This is a genomic window from Ralstonia sp. ASV6, assembly GCF_016429285.1.
GTDB lineage: Bacteria > Pseudomonadota > Gammaproteobacteria > Burkholderiales > Burkholderiaceae > Ralstonia > Ralstonia flaminis.
Window position 1 is genome coordinate 1 of sequence record NZ_JAELUI010000128.1, and the last position, 15,555, is coordinate 15,555.

Consider the following 15,555-nt stretch of genomic DNA (forward strand, 5'->3'; position numbering starts at 1 on the left):
CGCATAGCCACAGCGCCTTGTCGTCATCAGGCAGCGCGGCCGCAAACGTGGCCAGCTCCGTTGCCACACGGCGCTCGAAAAACACGCCAAACCCCCAATGCTGCGCGTAGAACCGGCCGTGCAGGCCTGCGATGTCGCCAATGCAGCCAGGCACGTAGCCCTGGACGATCTGGACGCCGCTTTCGGTGCCACTTCCGGCGCCGCCTTGCGACGGCTTGTGATCGTTGTCATCCGCCAGCGCACTGACGTACTGCGACAACAATGCCACCAGCCTTTGCTGATCCACCGGCGTCAGGTGACGCAGCGCATTCGAGACCTGGCCGGAGGCAAACGCGTCGATATTGCGTCGCAGTTGCTGGCCAGCCTTCGTCAGGTATAGCTCGGAAGATCGGCCGTCTTCATTGGAGGCGCGCCGTTCCACCAACCCGGCGGATTCCAGCCGGGTGATCTGTCGACTGGTGCTCGACTTGTCCAGCCGCAAAAGCGCGGCCAGATCACGGGCCTGGATGCCGGGGGTGCCGGCGATCTCAAGAATGGCGTGCACCGCAGAGGGGGCGAGATCGCTCTCGGCCAACGTATTGCGCATGAAGCCGAGTTCGCGCACGAGCTTGCGTGAGACCTCTCGCAGCTCTCGGATGGTCTGTTCGCGCGGTTGAGCGGGAGCTTCAATGAAATCCATGGCAGCCTCAACTGGTTGCACAACACAACCAATATAGTTGCGATATGCAACCTTTTCAAGCGAGCGCCACATCCAACCAAAACCGCAGAACCATATCGAAAAAGCTTCGTTCCCCCGCCAACGGAGGCTTTTTAGACTGGGCGCACTTGTTATGACGAGTTCGCCCCCAGATGACGACGTCCCCACCCTCCCCCCGCCTGCACGCGCCGCCGCTCTATGAGCGGATCAAGGGCACGCTGCGCGAGGCCATCCTCAGCGGGCGAGCCGCGCCCGATACGCTGCTGCCATCCGAAGCCGCCCTGTGCGAGCAGTTTGGCGCCAGCCGCATCACCGTGCGCCAGGCACTGGCTGATCTGCAGAACGAAGGGCTGATCTTCCGCCGCCACGGCAAAGGCACCTTTGTCAGCGCGCCCAAGGCCTTCCAGAACGTGACGGCGCTGCAGGGCTTTGCGGAAGCCATGTCTGCACAAGGACACAGCATCCATAACCGTGTGCTCCGCTTGGAAACCGTGCCCGCACCGATGGATGTGGCACAGGCGCTGCAGCTTGCACCCGGCACGCCCGTCACCGGATTGCATCGCGTGCGGTTGCTGGATCGCGCAGCGGTATCACTGGAAGTGACGTGGCTGCCGGAAGCCCTCGGGCGCGTTGTGGCCCGCGCAGATCTGGCAACGCGCGATGTGTTTCTCGTGCTGGAGCAAGACGCAGGCGTACCGCTCGGCCACGCCACGCTGGCCATTGATGCGGCGCTGGCGGACCACGCCACGGCAGCGGCACTCGACGTGGGTGCAGGCGCGCCCATCCTGCGCGTGGAGCGGCTGACGCACGACGCACATGGCAAACCCATCGACTTTGAGCGCCTCTATTTTCGCGGTGACACCTTCCAGTACCGGCTGCGGCTGGACCGGCACGTGGCCGCATCGGCGCAATCCATCTTCCCTCTGCAAGGCACCCTATGAACACGCTGGAACTGGAGTACGACCTCGTCATCGTGGGCGGCGGCACCGCCGGCCCCATGGCCGCCATCAAGGCAAAAGAGCGCAACCCCGCGCTGCGCGTGCTGCTGATCGACAAGGCGCACGTCAAGCGCAGCGGCGCCATCTCAATGGGCATGGACGGGCTGAACAACGCGGTCATTCCTGGTCACGCCACACCCGAGCAGTACACGCGCGAGATCACGCTGGCCAATGACGGCATCGTCGATCAATCCGCCGTGTACGCCTATGCACAGCACAGCTTTGCCACCATCGAGCAGCTCGACCGCTGGGGCGTGAAGTTCGAGAAGGACGAGACGGGCGACTACGCCGTGAAGAAGGTGCACCACATGGGCAGCTATGTGCTGCCCATGCCGGAGGGGCACGACATCAAGAAGGTGCTGTATCGGCAGCTCAAGCGCGCGCGGGTGGAGATCACCAACCGTATCGTCGTGACGCGCGTGCTGACGGATGTAGACGGCGCGGCGTGTGGCGTACTCGGCTTTGATTGCCGCACGGCAGATTTTCTGGTCATCCGCGCCAAGGCCGTGGTGCTGAGTTGCGGCGCCGCCGGGCGGCTCGGCTTGCCCGCATCGGGCTACCTGATGGGCACGTATGAGAACCCCACCAACGCGGGCGATGGCTATGCGATGGCGTACCACGCCGGTGCGGAGCTCGCCAACCTGGAATGCTTCCAGATCAACCCGCTCATCAAGGACTACAACGGCCCTGCTTGCGCCTACGTGACCGGCCCGCTGGGCGGCTTCACCGCCAACGCACGCGGCGAGCGCTTCATCCAGTGCGATTACTGGAGCGGCCAGATGATGTGGGAGTTCTACCAGGAGCTGCAGGGCGGCAAGGGTCCGGTCTTCCTCAAGCTCGACCACCTGGCCGAAGAAACCATCCAGACCATCGAGACCATCCTGCACACCAACGAGCGCCCAAGCCGCGGCCGCTTCCACGCCGGGCGCGGCACCGATTACCGCACGCAGATGGTGGAGATGCACATCTCCGAGATTGGCTTCTGCAGCGGGCACAGCGCATCGGGCGTCTACGTCAACGCACGTGCTGAGACCACCGTGCCCGGCCTGTACGCCGCTGGCGACATGGCCGCCGTGCCGCACAACTACATGCTGGGCGCATTCACCTACGGCTGGTTTGCCGGGCAGAACGCAGCGGACTACATCGCTGGCCGGCAAAGCGACGTGCGTGTCGACGATGAGCAGATCGCCCGCGAGCGCGCGCGCATCTTTGCACCGCTGCAACGCGAACACGGCCTCGCCCCGGCGCAGGTGGAATACAAGCTGCGCCGCATGGTGAACGACTACCTGCAGCCACCCAAGGTCACACGCAAGATGGAAATCGGCCTGCGCCGCTTTGATGAGATTGCCGAAGACATCACGCACCTGCACGCACGCAACCCGCACGAGCTGATGCGCGCGATGGAGGTCAGCTTCATTCGCGACTGCGCAGAGATGGCCGCGCGTGCATCACTCTTCCGCACGGAAAGCCGCTGGGGCCTGTACCACCACCGTGTGGATTACCCCGAGCGCGACGACGCCAACTGGTTCTGCCACACGCGCCTCTACAAAGATGCGCATAGCGCCATGACCAGTCGCAAGCAGGCTGTTGAGCCTTATGTCATTCCCGTTGATGTGCACAGTCCTGATTCGTACGCACACCTGCGCATTCCCCAAGCCGCCTGATCATGCCCCACACCACCCATACCCCGCACGACATCGCCTCGCGCAGCAGCGCACCCGTCACCATTGACGAAGCCAAGTGCATTGCCGACAAGGGCTGCACGGTGTGCGTTGACGTCTGCCCGCTTGACCTGCTCGCCATCGATCTCACCAAGGGCAAGGCGTTCATGCAGTTTGACGAATGCTGGTACTGCATGCCCTGCGAGCAGGACTGCCCGACCGGCGCGGTGAAGGTCGACATTCCCTATCTGCTGCGTTGAGGTGGCGATGACGACAACGATCCTGGCTCGCCTGCGCGACGCCGATGCCGCCACGCGCCGCGTCGCGTTATTGCAGCTTGCCGATGAAGAAGACGCCGATGCACTGCCCGAAGTGATTGCCCTGCTGGCGGATGACCCATCTCCCGATGTGCGGCGCGAAGCCGCGCGCATGCTGGCAACGTGGGAACAACCGGACACCGTGGCTGCGCTGGCACGTGCGCTGGAAGACGCCGATGCAACGGTACGCGAAGCGGCCGCGCTGGGGCTGGCCGAGTTGAAGCAGCCGGACTCCGCGCCCGCGCTGCTGCCTTACGTTGCACACGCCAGCGCCTTCGTGCGCGCCGCTGCACTGCGCGCCCTGCGGGAGCTACGCGTGGCCGAGGCAGAAGCCCCGGCGCTGGCCGCGCTGCAAGATACAGATGCCGCCGTGCGCCGCGAAGCCGTTACCGTACTTGGCTGGCGCAAGCAGGTGGCAGCCCTGCCCGCATTGGCAGAACGCGCGCGCAGCGATGCCGATGCGGACGTGCGCCGTGCGGCAGCCGGTGCGCTCGGGCTGGCAACCGACGCATTCGTCTTGCCCGCGCTGCTGGACGCGCTGCGCGACCCGATGTGGCGTGTGCGTGAAGAAGCCGCCGCCACGCTCGGCAAGCTGCGCGCGCTGGCGCCTGAAGCCCATGTCACCCACGCCTTGGCGGAAGCGCTGGGCGATGACTACTGGCAAGTCCGCCTGCAGGCCGCCCGTGCGCTCGGCCGCTGGCACGCGGTACACACCATCGATGCCCTTACCGCCTTGCTCAACCACCCGATCAGCAATCTGCGCAAAGAGGCTGCGCTGGCACTGGGGGAAATTGGCGACACCGCCGCCCTGCCCGCGCTGCACACTGCTGAGTCCGACGGCGACCCCGAAGTTGTCAAAGCCGTGCGAATTGCATTGGCCCAGCTTGGAGCGCATCGTGCACGCGCCTGAGCGCATCGACAACGACATCGCTCAGGGCCAGCTACATCTGGTATGGGCTGATGCAACATGCTCGATCGACCACGCTGCGTTGCGCCGCGCATGCCGCTGCGCGGAGTGCCAGTTCAAGCGCCACCATGGCTTGTCGATCAGCACGCCAGACAACGTACGCATCACCACCATGGAGCCCGCTGGCTATGGCGTGCAACTCATTTTCAGTGATGGGCACGCGCGCGGCATCTTCCCTTGGGCGTATCTCGCGTCGTTGGATTCGCTTTCGTCAAATATAGTGCTGCATACGCAAACCCAATCCACGTCGCGGGCAGCCAAATGATCGACCACGTCTACATCTCCGTCACCGATATCAAGAGATCCCTGGCCTTCTACGCCGAGGCCTTGAAGCCGCTCGGCTGGAGCCTGTTCGGCAACTACAGCGCCGCATCAGGCCCTGAAGGCGTTCCTGATCTGTACGGCCTCGGCGATGACATGTACGGCAAGGGCACGGGTGTCGGATCCAGCATCTGGCTGCGTCAACGCACGCCCGGGGAAACCGGGCTGTACCTCGGGATCGTCTGCGATACCAATGAACAGGTCGACGCCGCTTACGCAGCCGCTATCAAGGCCGGCGGCATTGACGAAGGAAAGCCGGCAGACCGCACCTATTTTGCCCCCGGCTATTACGCCGCCAACGTTGCCGACTTTGATGGCAACCGTCTTGAGTTCGTGCACAAGGCGTGGAACCCCAAGCGACACGCCTAGCAAGATCTCAGACTCAGAAATTGCCAAAGCGGCCGATCCACGCGGCGGCCCCTTTGGCATGTCCTTTGAGCGCCGCGTCCAACTCCGCACGGGTCAGACCTGCCGGCAGTGCATCCGGCGCAAGATCGGTAGCGATCAGCAGGAAGACGTAGTGATGCATGCCGGTGCCTTTGGGCGGACACGGCCCAAGATAGGCTTGCTTGCCGATGGGGTTCTGGCCCATGCGCAGGGCATCGCCCGTGCCGGAGCCTTCAGGCAATCCGGTCTGCGTGGCGGGAATACCGTAGGCCATCCAGTGGTTCACGCCCAGGCCGCCACCACCCTGCGGGTCGCTCACGATCAGCACCAGGCTGGTGGCGCCAGCCGGCACGTCGGACCAGGCCAGCGGCGGCGAGACGTTATCGCCCGTGCAGTTCGGGTTGGCGGGGTTCTTGCCGGCGTACTTGCGGTCCATCACGCCGTTGTCGGCAAACGCAGGGGATTGGATGGTGAAGATGCCGGCCTGTGCCCCTGTTTGCGCCTGCGCGGGCAGCACGGCTGACAGAGATGCCAACAACAGCACGGCATTGCGCGACGTGCGGAGCAATCGTGGTTTCACGGTGGGTCTCCTTGGGTCCTGGGTGGAATGCGCCACCACGATACGCCAAGGCCCATGACCATGCCCGCCGCGCGAGACACATCACCACACGCAGCTTGCCGTCAGGGTCCCGTGCGACAATACCGCGCCCCGGGCGACGCACCTTCGCCCCGCTGTTTTGGCCTCACCTGACCATAGGAGACCCGGACGCATGTTCGGCGACATCACGCGTTTTCTGCTCGACACGATCTTCTCGCTCTTTGGCGCCGCGCTGCTCTTACGCGCGTGGACGCAGGCGGTGCGGCTGTCACCGCGCAATCCGCTGTCGCAGGCCATCTTTCAACTCACGGGCTGGCTGGTGCATCCGCTGCGCCGGGTGATTCCGGCCACGGGCTACATCGACTGGTCATCGCTGGTGGCGGCGTATGCCACGGCGCTCGTGTATCTGTTCCTGCTGTTGGCCTCCATGGGTGTGAGCCCATTGGCGCTCCTGCCGTGGGGCTTTGTGGCAGCGCTGTTCACGGTGCTCAAGTGGGCATTCAACGTGCTGGTGTGGGTGACCATTGCGTCGGCCATCCTGTCGTGGATGGGCCCGGCGTCGCCCATGGGCGCGGTGCTCAACACGCTGGTTGATCCGCTGTTGCGCCCGATCCGCCGCGTGGTGCCGCCGCTGGGCGGGCGGCTGGATCTCTCTCCGCTGATCCTGCTGGTGATTGCGCAGGTGCTGGTGATCGCGCTGTCGCATCTGTCGCTCTCGCCACTGCTCATGTGAGCGGGGCATGCGCCTTGCTCGACTGAAAGTGCCGGCGCTCACACTGCGCCGGCACTTTCAGGAGAGCACACATGAATACATGGAAAACGGTACTGGTTTGCGTGATCGCGGCACTAGTCCCGGCATTGGCGGCATGTACCGTGGGCGGTGCAGTGGCGGGCGGCGTGGCAGGCCATGAGCTGACGCACAGCCCGGCCGGCACGATCGGCGGCGCAGTGGCCGGCGGTGTGATCGGCCACGAGCTGAGCAAGTAGCCAGTCCGGCCCATCCCTCCCTTCTTCAGGTTTGCGCGAACAGCGCGCGATACGCGCTGGGCGAGGTGTGATACGCCCGGCTGAAATGCTGGCGCAGCGACACCGCGCTGCCGAAGCCTGCCAGTTGCGCGATCGCCTCCACCGGCTGGCGCGTGGTCTCCAGCATGCGCTGTGCGTAGGCCAGACGCTGGCCGAGCAACCATTGGCCGACCGTCGCGCCGGTCAACTCGCGAAAGCGCCGCGTGAAATTGCGTCGGCTCATGGCAGCGCGTTCTGCCAGCGAATCCAGCGTGTGTGGCTCAGCCAGGTTGGCAACGGCCCAGTTCAGCAGGTCCGATAAGCGATCGCCGCCCGGGGCATCGTGCAGCGGTTGCTCAATGTATTGCGCCTGCCCACCCTGCCGGTGAGGCGCCACCACCAGCCGACGCGCAATGCGGTTGGCCACCTCTGCGCCATGCCAGCGGCGCACGAGGTGCAGGCAGCAATCCAGCCCCGCAGCCGTACCGGCGGATGTCACCAGCCGGCCGTCATCGGCATCCAGATACAGCACATCGGGCACGAGCTGCACGCGCGGATAGCGCTGCGAGAATGCCTCGACCGCGCTCCAGTGCGTGGTCGCCTCGCGGCCGTCGAGCACACCGGCCTCCGCCAGCACGAACGCCCCCAGGCACAGGCCGACCACCGTGGCACCCCGCTCATATGCAGCGCGCACGGCATTCACCATGGGTGTGGGCGGGCGCTCTTGCGTGTCGCGCCATGACGGCACGATCAGCACATCGGCGCAGGCGGCGTCCTCCAGCGTCAGATCGGTCTGTACGGCAAACCCGGCGGTGGTCCGCAGGCCGCCTTTGCGGGTGGGCTCACCCGCGCAGATCCGCAGGTTGTAGGCAGGCAACCCCGCCCAGATGCGGTCTTCAAACACCAGGCACGGCACCGAGAGGTGGAACGGGCTGATGTCGTTGAAGGCGAGAACGGCGATTTCCCGGGGTTGCATGATGGCTCCGCACATTTGGCCCAATTTCATCGATGAATTTCTTCCGGGCCACTGTCCGGAAGGATAGCCATGCACGAAGATGCTGTCCACGGGCACAACACAACGCCCCTGACAGCAAATCCCGCAATCCACTCCGAGGAGTCCGCCATGACTGCAAACGCCACCCCGAAGCGCGCCCTTATCGTCATCGATGTGCAGAACGAATACTTCACCGGCGACCTGCCGATCGAGTATCCGAACCCGCAGCAGACCGTCGCCAATGTCGGCGTTGCCATGGATACGGCGCGTGAGGCAGGCATTCCAGTAATCGTTGTGCAGCAGACCTCGCCCGCCAGCTCACCGCTGTTTGCCATCGACACCGACGGCTGGCAGTTGCACCCGGTCGTGGCCGCGCGCCCGCACGACCACTACGTGCGCAAGACGCTGCCGAGTGCATACCCGGAAACCGATCTGGCGCAATGGCTGCAAACCAACGGCATCGACACGCTGACCGTGGTCGGCTACATGACGCACAACTGCGATGCCTCCACCATCAATCACGCGCTGCACAACGGTACGGCCGTCGAGTTTCTGCACGATGCCTCGGGCACTGTGCCGTATCAAAACCAGGCCGGCTTTGCGAGCGCAGAAGAGATCCACCGCGTGTTCAGCGTGGTCCTGCAGTCGCGCTTTGCGGCGGTGATGTCGACCCAGGACTGGGTGCACAGCGTGAAGACCGGTGCGGTGCCGGTGCGCGACAACATCTACAAGTCCAATCAGCGGGCGCGTGGTCTGCTGAAGGATGAGGTGACGCAGCAAGCAGCCTGACGCACCCCGAATGCACCAGCAGGTTTGGCAGCGGGCAATACCGCCCGCTGCCCTGGTGTGCACGACGTCTTAGTCGCGCGACGTCGCCCGATATTCAACCGCTTGGAACGTGAAATCGTTGCCGCGTTTGACCACCTGCCCGATGCCCGGAAAGTCCAGATGCGCGCCTGCGACGTAATAGTTGGGGTGCGCTGTCCGCTCCAAGACCTCCCTGCGGACTGCACGCGCCTTGGGCTGGTTGTCGTCAAACTCCCATGTCAGTTCTGGGCGTCCGAATTGAATCGACGGCACGTGAACAATGTCGCCCCACACCAGGAGGTGCCCGGCGCTGCTGCTGACTTCATAGGCCGTGTGCCCCGGCGAATGCCCCGCCGCCCGCACTGCGGTGATCCGGTCGCTGACGATGAACCTGTCATCAACCGGCGTCACACGATCGCGTAGTTGCGCCAACCGTCCGGTGATTTCCGACACCTCTTCTTTCGGGATCAAGATGCGCCCAGCCCCAGGAAAGGCCACCGAGCCATCAGGTGCGATAAGCCCATGCACGTGGTCTTCATGCGTGTGAGTCACCGCGACCTGCGTGATGCTGTTTCTGTCGATGCCGGCTTCCTGCAATCCATGCAGAAGCGCCCCCATCGAGTCGTCCAACGCGTTGGATGCCCCGGTATCGATCAGCACCGACGTGCCCTTGTCGATGATCAGGAAGGCGTTGACGGACAACCGCAACTGACCGCCCACCACGGGAATGCCGGCAGGCAGCGTGTCGAACGGCTCGCCGGATGTCTGGCGCAGCCTTGTCGTGGGCATATCGATGTAGCCATCGCGCAGCGCGACCACCTGAATGTCGCCAAATTCAAAGGCGGCGTAGTGCTGGCCTTGCGCAATCAATTTCATACTGCCCATGTCGCTCCTCCCGGTTTGAGATGCGGCAACGCTGGCCGTCACGGCGGCGGCGAGCATTGCAGCGGCGGCCTTTTCCCCACCAATCCCGAGAAATTTATCTCCCATAGAAGAATATAGCAAGAGAAGAGCCAAGAAAGATGGTGCAAAGCAGCGCCTCATCGCAAGCACATGCGCTTGAGACCGTCTTCTATGGTGGAAGATAATGTCGACTCTGATGTGCTTGCGTCGTCGACGCCAAGGAGGCGTGTTGCCAAGACAGGATGAAGATATGCGCGCGGCGGATGACGACGAGGCGTCGTCGCGCGCCTTTGGTGCACGTGTACGCAAGCTGCGTGACGCCGCCGGGCTGACGCTGGAACAGTTTTCCCAACGCTCGGGGGTGAGCCGGGCGATGCTGTCGAAAGTGGAACGCGGAGAAAAAAGCCCGACGATCGGGATTGCCGCCAGAATCGCCCACAGCCTGCAGACCCCATTGACGGAGCTGGTTGGGGGCGGCGCATCGGAAGGTGCGGCCGTGCTGATGCGCAGAGCCGAACGCCCCATCTTTCGCGACCCGGAAACCGGCTTTGAGCGGCATATCGTGTCACCGGCAACGGGCGGTGGACGTGTCGAACTGCTCTACCACTACCTTCCGCCCGGCGTCTCAACCGGGCTGTTGCCTGGCTACCCCGGCGGGTCGGAAAAGCAGATCGTGGTGACCATCGGCCACCTGGTCGTGGAGTTCAAGAACGCCAAGGAGTACCTCGGGCCAGGCGACTCACTCTTCTTCGAGGCGAACGTGGAGCATGGCTTCGCCAACCAGACCGCAGAGCCGTGTGGTTACTACATGGTCGTATCGCGCCACGCGTAAGCGACGCACTCAGCCGGCCAGCCCCTCTTCAACCGGCAGAAACCCCCGGAACGAGACCTCGACCTGCTCCACCATTGACGCCGACGTGGCTTCGCGCAGCGCCGCCATCAATGCTTCGAACGCGCCTTCGACAGAGGCACGGTCGGTGGCCTCGACCAGGCGCAGGCGGATCGGATGTTCGGCCGAACTGAACGTACGCGCCGCGATGTCCATGAGGTACATGCGTGCCGCAGCCAGCGAGCGCTTGCGGTTGGGCGCGGCGGGCTTGGGCGGCTCGGGCTGCGGTTCGGCAACCGGAACAAAAGCAGGCTCACCAGCAACATCGGCCGCGATCTGAATGAAACCCGCCTGCAGCAGTTCGAGCACCGCCAGCGCTTGCAGACCCAGTTGGTTCGCACGCACGGCAAGATCCTCGCCCGTAGCCTGACCGTCCACCATGATGAGCAACGCGCGGCTTGAGCGGCTGAGCGCCCCGTTGCGCGTGGCGATTTCACGGCGCCCCGCGTCTGTTTTTTCGAATCGTGCTGATAGCCCTTGCATGGTTCCCCCCGCTTTTTCTCTTCCTCCCCCGAAGATTGGGCACAACCTAAGGCGCTTTATTTGCAGAACCGTGAAACTGCGCAGCTTGCACGGTGAAATCGATACGCAAACGCTTGGCACTCAGATAGGTGTCGCCAAAGCAAAACACCCCGCCTGAAGCGGGGTGTTGCGTGGTTGCGGGTTGCGCTACTCAGTGCGCTGCAGCGGCTCCGCTCATCACCTCGTGCGAGCCACGGATGCCGTTGAACCAGGCGTTGAGCACCACCGCCACCAGCGTCCCCAGGACGATGCCGCTGTGGGTGATCGGGTGCGTCCATTCCGGGAAATGGTGGAAGAAGGTCGGCGCCAGCGTCGGCACCATGCCAAAGCCCACCGACACAGCGATGATCAGCAGGTTGTGGCGCTGGTTCTGGAAATCCACCATGCCAAGCATGCGGATACCGGCCGCAGCCACCATGCCGAACATCACCAGCCCCGCGCCACCCAGCACGTACTGCGGCACCGATGCCACCACGTACGACAGCTTCGGAAACAACCCCAGCACGATCAGCAGCACACCACCCGCCGCCGCCACATAGCGCGAACGCACGCCCGTGATCGACACCAGCCCGATGTTCTGCGAGAACGACGTATGCGGAAACGTGTTGAACACGCCGGCCACTACGGTTGCCAGACCGTCAGCGCGCAGGCCATTGGTCAGCTCATTGCGCGAGATAGGCTTGCCCACCACGTGCGACAGCGCGAGGAACATGCCGGTCGACTCCACCAGCGTGATCACGATCACGATGCACATCGAAATGATGGCCGACAGCTCAAACTTGGGCATGCCGAAGTGGAACGGCGTCACCAGCGTCATCAGCGGCGCGGCGCTCGCATCGGCCAACGACACCTTGCCGAAAGCGGCGGCCACCAGCGTGCCCGTCACGATGCCCAGCAGCACGGCGATGTTGCACAGCAGCGCGTTACCGAACTTGGTCAGCAGCAGGATCGTCACCAGCACCAGCGCGGCGATCGCAAGGCCGAACGGATCGCCAAAGGCTGGGTTCGGCACCATGTGGCGCACGCCGTCCACCACCTGCGGAATCATCTGCTGGCCACCGGCGGCCCAGTTGATGCCCACGCTCAGCAGCGAAAAGCCGATCAGCATGATGACTGTGCCCGTCACCACGCGCGGGAACAGGCCCAGCAGCCGGCCCATCAGCGGTGCAATGGCAATGCCGAACACACCCGAAACAATGGATGCCCCGAAGATGCCGGGCAGGCCCATTCCGGGCTCCACGCCGATGGCGATCATCGGTGCCACGGCGGCAAAGGTCACACCCATCATCACCGGCAGCCGGATCCCGAAGATCAGGAAGCCGAGCGACTGGATGAGCGTGCCGACACCAGCCGCAAACAGATCGCAATTGACGAGATACGAGAGATCGCTCTTCGACAGGCCGAGCGCATTGCCAACAATCAGCGGCACCGCAATCGCGCCGGCATACATCACCAGCAGGTGCTGCAGGCCGAGCGCGAACAGACGCGGCAGCGGCAGGCGTTCGTTGACAGGATCGACGCAGATCGAGGGCGAGGGCGAGGAAAGGCCTGAGGATTGGCGCATGTCTTGTCTCCTGGGGCCACCCCCGTGTACGTGCCGGAGGCGTGCCTGGTGTGCATCGGGCAGACCGGGCGCAGGCGCCGTCTGCCGACATTTGTGCGGCGTGATGTCGCACATTTGCCGGCATCTTGGAGCGCGCCTCAGCTTATGTCAACAATTCACACCGTCTTTTGTGTACATATTTTGCGTTCTGAAATGCGTGTGCGCTTCAAACATCGCCACGCCCTGGTAGGTCACGCCAGAGTCGAACCGCTGGCGGTACAGGATGACGCATCGCAGCATGCCGTTTTCGGCCACCACGGGCGTGAGATCATAGGTGCCGCTTCCGAATGGGCTGCCGCCGTGGCAGGTGGTGCCAATGTCGGGCTGGTAGTGCCGGATCAGCAGCGTCGCGCGCTGCCCGTTGGCTTGCACCTCCAGGCTGCCGAGCAGGCGCAGTGTGCCGTCCTGCCAGACCATATCCAGCGTGCCGCTCACGCAGCCTACGGGGCCGGATCCACCAACCACGGTGGGCGTCGTGAACACGCCACGGCATCCGCGCACCGTCTGCTGGCGCAATGTCAGGTCGGCCTGATCGATCACAGCGTAGTGGTAGTCCCCCGCGTCGCCGCCAACGTCCTTGGTCAGCGCGCCGACACGCACCTTGCCGCGCGTCCAGCGCCCGTGCGTGTAGCCGCGGTGGGCATAGAGATCGGCCAGCTCAGCGGTGTCGCCAATCAACCGATAGCCATTGATGCCGACGATGGCGCCCGAAGGTGTTTGCGCCAGCCATGCGGCGCTGCCGCTGACCTGTCGCGCCCCGTTGCCCAGCATGAAGCGGGGTGGCGCGCTACGGTAAACAGGCGAGCATTCAGCGGAAAACGTGGCAAACCGGGCATCTGCCAGCAGAACGGTCTGCCTGCAAGCCGCCGGTTCCTGACAACCTGTCAAATAATGAGTGGTCCCCTTTTTTTATGCGCTTCGGGCACGTCCGTAACGTCGGTTTGCCCGGCCAAGTGATGAGATGAATCCATTGTGGTCCTTGAGGAAGGTTTGACTGCCGCGACTCCATAGCGGAATGTGCTGTGCAGCGCGCCTCGGCGAGGCGGTTTCAGCCTAGGCAGCGTCTCACCCAATGTTCAAGAAACAACACAACTTGATATTCCTTGATATTCAAGCGGGTTCCCTCAACTGCGGGACTCGTCCATCCCCAGCGATGCTATGAAGAACCCTCACTATGATCCGGCCAAGCCTCACCACACGCCGGACGGCTTCCGCAACCGCTACCCCCATCCGCACCCCGGCGGCGACTTCTGGAAATGGCAACGCGAGCGCCGCAAGTCAGGGCTCCCCAAGCCGCCCACGCTGGACCTCTCCTGCATTGCCCCCAACCTGACCGCGGTGCACCAGCCGCCCGACGTGCCGCAGCTCACCTGGATCGGCCACGAGACACTGCTGCTGCAGATAGACGGGCTGAACGTGCTGACCGATCCGGTGTTCTCCGAGCGTGCCTCGCCGCTGCCGTTTGCCGGCCCGCGCCGGCACCAACCGCCGGGCCTCTCGCTCAAGCAATTGCCGCATATCGACCTGGTGCTGATCTCGCACAACCACTACGACCATCTGGATAAAGCCAGCGTGCGCGCACTGATGCGCCAGCCCGGCGGCGCGCCGATGTTTTTCGTGCCGCTGGGCATCGACCACTGGTTCGCGCGCAACGTACGGGGCACGCGCCTCAACGGTGACAACCCCAACGTACGCGCCTTCGACTGGGACGACGAAGCGCAATTCGGCCCCTTCACCGCGCACTTCTGCGCCGTGCAGCATTGGTCCGCACGCGGCCTGTACGACCGCAACCAGACGCTGTGGGGCAGTTGGGCATTGCTGCATCCGCGCCTGCGTTTCTGGTTCTCGGGCGATCTGGGGTATTCGCAGGACACACGCGACATTGGCGCGCGGTTCGGCCACTTTGATGTGGCAGCGATTGCCGTGGGCGCCTACGAGCCGCGTTGGTTCATGAAGGCACAGCACATCGACCCGACCGAGGCGGTGCAGGTCATGCAAGACATCGGCGCGCGGCAGGCGGTGGGCATCCATTGGGGCACGTTCGCACTGACGGACGAACCGCTGGACCAGCCCATCGCCGATCTGGCCGCTGCATTGAAGGTGGCCGACGTTCCCGCAGAACGCTTCGCCCTCTTCAAGCATGGTGAGACACGCGTATGGGATGCAGCGGCCCAACGCCTTGTCACCGCATTGCCCAAAGAAAAAGCGCGGCCGCGAGATGACTCGCTGGCCGCGCAGTCATTGTCTGGCAGGTAACGCTAGGGACTGAGAGCCGCTAACAAAACCCAGCGTAGCGGTCCTGGCTAGGCGCGCCGACGCGGACAGCGCAAGAAGTACGGCAAGGAGGCGTAACGACGCCAGGCGGGTTTTGTTAGCGGCGCTAAGCCGGCATCAGGTCGGTGTCGGCAGCCATGCACGGTCACGCAGACGGGCGCGGATGCGTGCAATCGCCTGGCTGTGGATCTGGCACACGCGCGACTCCGACACCCCCATCACAGCGCCGATCTCACGCAGGTTCAGGTCCTGCTCGTAGTAGAGGCTCATCATCAGCTTCTCACGCTCGGGCAAGCCTTCGATGGCGGCCACCACCGATTCGCGCAGATCGTGGTCCAGCAACTGGTCCAGCGGCGTGGAGTCGTTCTCTGCGGCGCGGTTCTCGATGAAGGCGTCGGCGTCTTCGCGGTCGAAATCTTCGTAGTACAGGAGCTGGCTGCCTTGTAGGTCGACCAGTTGCTTCTGGTAGTCGGCCAGCGACATGTTCGTAAGCGTCCTGGCGCCCCATCTTGAATCGGCAGATGCAAACGAGCATCGTCCCCACGATGGACAATCGTGGAGACGATGAATCGATGACGACGATAGAACGCCGGCCGCGGCGGCGAGAGTACA

18 protein-coding genes and 1 pseudogene are annotated in these 15,555 nt (G+C 64.0%); 11 read left to right on the forward strand and 8 right to left on the reverse strand.

All coding sequences use genetic code 11. The annotated features are described in order from the left end of the window. A partial coding sequence (locus JHD73_RS21295; RefSeq protein ID WP_199032194.1) for a MarR family winged helix-turn-helix transcriptional regulator occupies positions 1–679 on the reverse strand: 679 nt, incomplete at its 3' end. 170 nt (positions 680–849) lie between these two features. Between JHD73_RS21295 and JHD73_RS21300 the strand changes: the two genes are divergently transcribed. The 6 genes from JHD73_RS21300 to JHD73_RS21325 are packed head-to-tail and all read left to right on the forward strand — an operon-like array spanning position 850 to position 5,330. After that, complete coding sequence (locus tag JHD73_RS21300; protein ID WP_199032195.1) at positions 850–1,638, forward strand: GntR family transcriptional regulator; 789 nt, start codon at positions 850–852, stop codon at positions 1,636–1,638. Beyond that, complete coding sequence (locus tag JHD73_RS21305; RefSeq protein ID WP_199032196.1) at positions 1,635–3,359, forward strand: fumarate reductase/succinate dehydrogenase flavoprotein subunit; 1,725 nt, start codon at positions 1,635–1,637, stop codon at positions 3,357–3,359. The genes JHD73_RS21300 and JHD73_RS21305 overlap by 4 nt, the downstream gene beginning before the upstream one ends. A gap of 2 nt (positions 3,360–3,361) precedes the next feature. Continuing rightward, entirely contained in the window at positions 3,362–3,616 is a 255-nt protein-coding gene (locus JHD73_RS21310; RefSeq protein WP_048933573.1) for a ferredoxin family protein, read from the forward strand. A 7-nt stretch (positions 3,617–3,623) separates the two neighbouring features. Then, the gene (locus JHD73_RS21315) at positions 3,624–4,583 is read left to right on the forward strand and encodes a HEAT repeat domain-containing protein (protein WP_199032197.1); all 960 of its coding nucleotides are present in this window, start codon (positions 3,624–3,626) and stop codon (positions 4,581–4,583) included. After that, positions 4,570–4,905, forward strand: coding sequence for a DUF971 domain-containing protein (locus JHD73_RS21320; protein WP_199032198.1), 336 nt, complete (start codon positions 4,570–4,572; stop codon positions 4,903–4,905). The genes JHD73_RS21315 and JHD73_RS21320 overlap by 14 nt, the downstream gene beginning before the upstream one ends. After that, positions 4,902–5,330, forward strand: a complete 429-nt coding sequence (locus JHD73_RS21325; RefSeq protein ID WP_199032199.1) for a VOC family protein — start codon at positions 4,902–4,904, stop codon at positions 5,328–5,330. The genes JHD73_RS21320 and JHD73_RS21325 overlap by 4 nt, the downstream gene beginning before the upstream one ends. A gap of 13 nt (positions 5,331–5,343) precedes the next feature. Here JHD73_RS21325 and JHD73_RS21330 read toward each other — a convergent pair whose 3' ends face one another. After that, positions 5,344–5,928, reverse strand: a complete 585-nt coding sequence (locus JHD73_RS21330; protein WP_368735553.1) for a YbhB/YbcL family Raf kinase inhibitor-like protein — start codon at positions 5,926–5,928, stop codon at positions 5,344–5,346. Between the two features lie 190 nt (positions 5,929–6,118). On the opposite strand from JHD73_RS21330, the gene JHD73_RS21335 reads away from it, so the two are divergent. Then, on the forward strand, positions 6,119–6,679 hold the full coding sequence (locus JHD73_RS21335; protein WP_199032200.1) for a YggT family protein: 561 nt from the start codon (positions 6,119–6,121) through the stop codon (positions 6,677–6,679). Between the two features lie 71 nt (positions 6,680–6,750). Next, positions 6,751–6,933: a glycine zipper 2TM domain-containing protein gene (locus JHD73_RS21340; protein ID WP_199032201.1), complete on the forward strand. Its 183-nt coding sequence runs from the start codon at positions 6,751–6,753 to the stop codon at positions 6,931–6,933. Positions 6,934–6,958: 25 nt separating this feature from the next. Here JHD73_RS21340 and JHD73_RS21345 read toward each other — a convergent pair whose 3' ends face one another. Next, on the reverse strand, positions 6,959–7,927 hold the full coding sequence (locus JHD73_RS21345) for a GlxA family transcriptional regulator (RefSeq protein ID WP_306663116.1): 969 nt from the start codon (positions 7,925–7,927) through the stop codon (positions 6,959–6,961). A 147-nt stretch (positions 7,928–8,074) separates the two neighbouring features. Here JHD73_RS21345 and JHD73_RS21350 point away from each other — a divergent pair, with 147 nt between their 5' ends. Beyond that, positions 8,075–8,734, forward strand: coding sequence for a cysteine hydrolase family protein (locus JHD73_RS21350; protein ID WP_199032202.1), 660 nt, complete (start codon positions 8,075–8,077; stop codon positions 8,732–8,734). 69 nt (positions 8,735–8,803) lie between these two features. Here JHD73_RS21350 and JHD73_RS21355 read toward each other — a convergent pair whose 3' ends face one another. Beyond that, positions 8,804–9,694: an MBL fold metallo-hydrolase gene (locus JHD73_RS21355; protein ID WP_199032203.1), complete on the reverse strand. Its 891-nt coding sequence runs from the start codon at positions 9,692–9,694 to the stop codon at positions 8,804–8,806. 211 nt (positions 9,695–9,905) lie between these two features. Here JHD73_RS21355 and JHD73_RS21360 point away from each other — a divergent pair, with 211 nt between their 5' ends. After that, positions 9,906–10,487 carry an XRE family transcriptional regulator gene (locus JHD73_RS21360; protein WP_199032204.1) on the forward strand — a complete coding sequence of 194 codons (582 nt, stop codon included), beginning with the start codon at positions 9,906–9,908 and terminating at the stop codon, positions 10,485–10,487. 9 nt (positions 10,488–10,496) lie between these two features. On the opposite strand, the gene JHD73_RS21365 is transcribed toward JHD73_RS21360, so the two are convergent. From JHD73_RS21365 to JHD73_RS21375, 3 genes are all read right to left on the reverse strand, one after another. Beyond that, on the reverse strand, positions 10,497–11,027 hold the full coding sequence (locus JHD73_RS21365) for a hypothetical protein (protein ID WP_199032205.1): 531 nt from the start codon (positions 11,025–11,027) through the stop codon (positions 10,497–10,499). Between the two features lie 190 nt (positions 11,028–11,217). Next, positions 11,218–12,630 (reverse strand): nucleobase:cation symporter-2 family protein, encoded by a 1,413-nt coding sequence (locus JHD73_RS21370; protein WP_199032206.1) that lies wholly within the window; start codon positions 12,628–12,630, stop codon positions 11,218–11,220. A 147-nt stretch (positions 12,631–12,777) separates the two neighbouring features. Then, the gene (locus JHD73_RS21375) at positions 12,778–13,440 is read right to left on the reverse strand and encodes a hypothetical protein (protein ID WP_199032207.1); all 663 of its coding nucleotides are present in this window, start codon (positions 13,438–13,440) and stop codon (positions 12,778–12,780) included. Positions 13,441–13,827: 387 nt separating this feature from the next. Between JHD73_RS21375 and JHD73_RS21380 the strand changes: the two genes are divergently transcribed. Continuing rightward, positions 13,828–14,925, forward strand: coding sequence for an MBL fold metallo-hydrolase (locus JHD73_RS21380; protein ID WP_199032208.1), 1,098 nt, complete (start codon positions 13,828–13,830; stop codon positions 14,923–14,925). A gap of 135 nt (positions 14,926–15,060) precedes the next feature. Here JHD73_RS21380 and JHD73_RS21385 read toward each other — a convergent pair. Beyond that, a pseudogene (locus JHD73_RS21385) lies at positions 15,061–15,426 on the reverse strand (sigma-70 family RNA polymerase sigma factor); the annotation flags it as partial. Between the last annotated feature and the right edge of the window lie 129 nt (positions 15,427–15,555).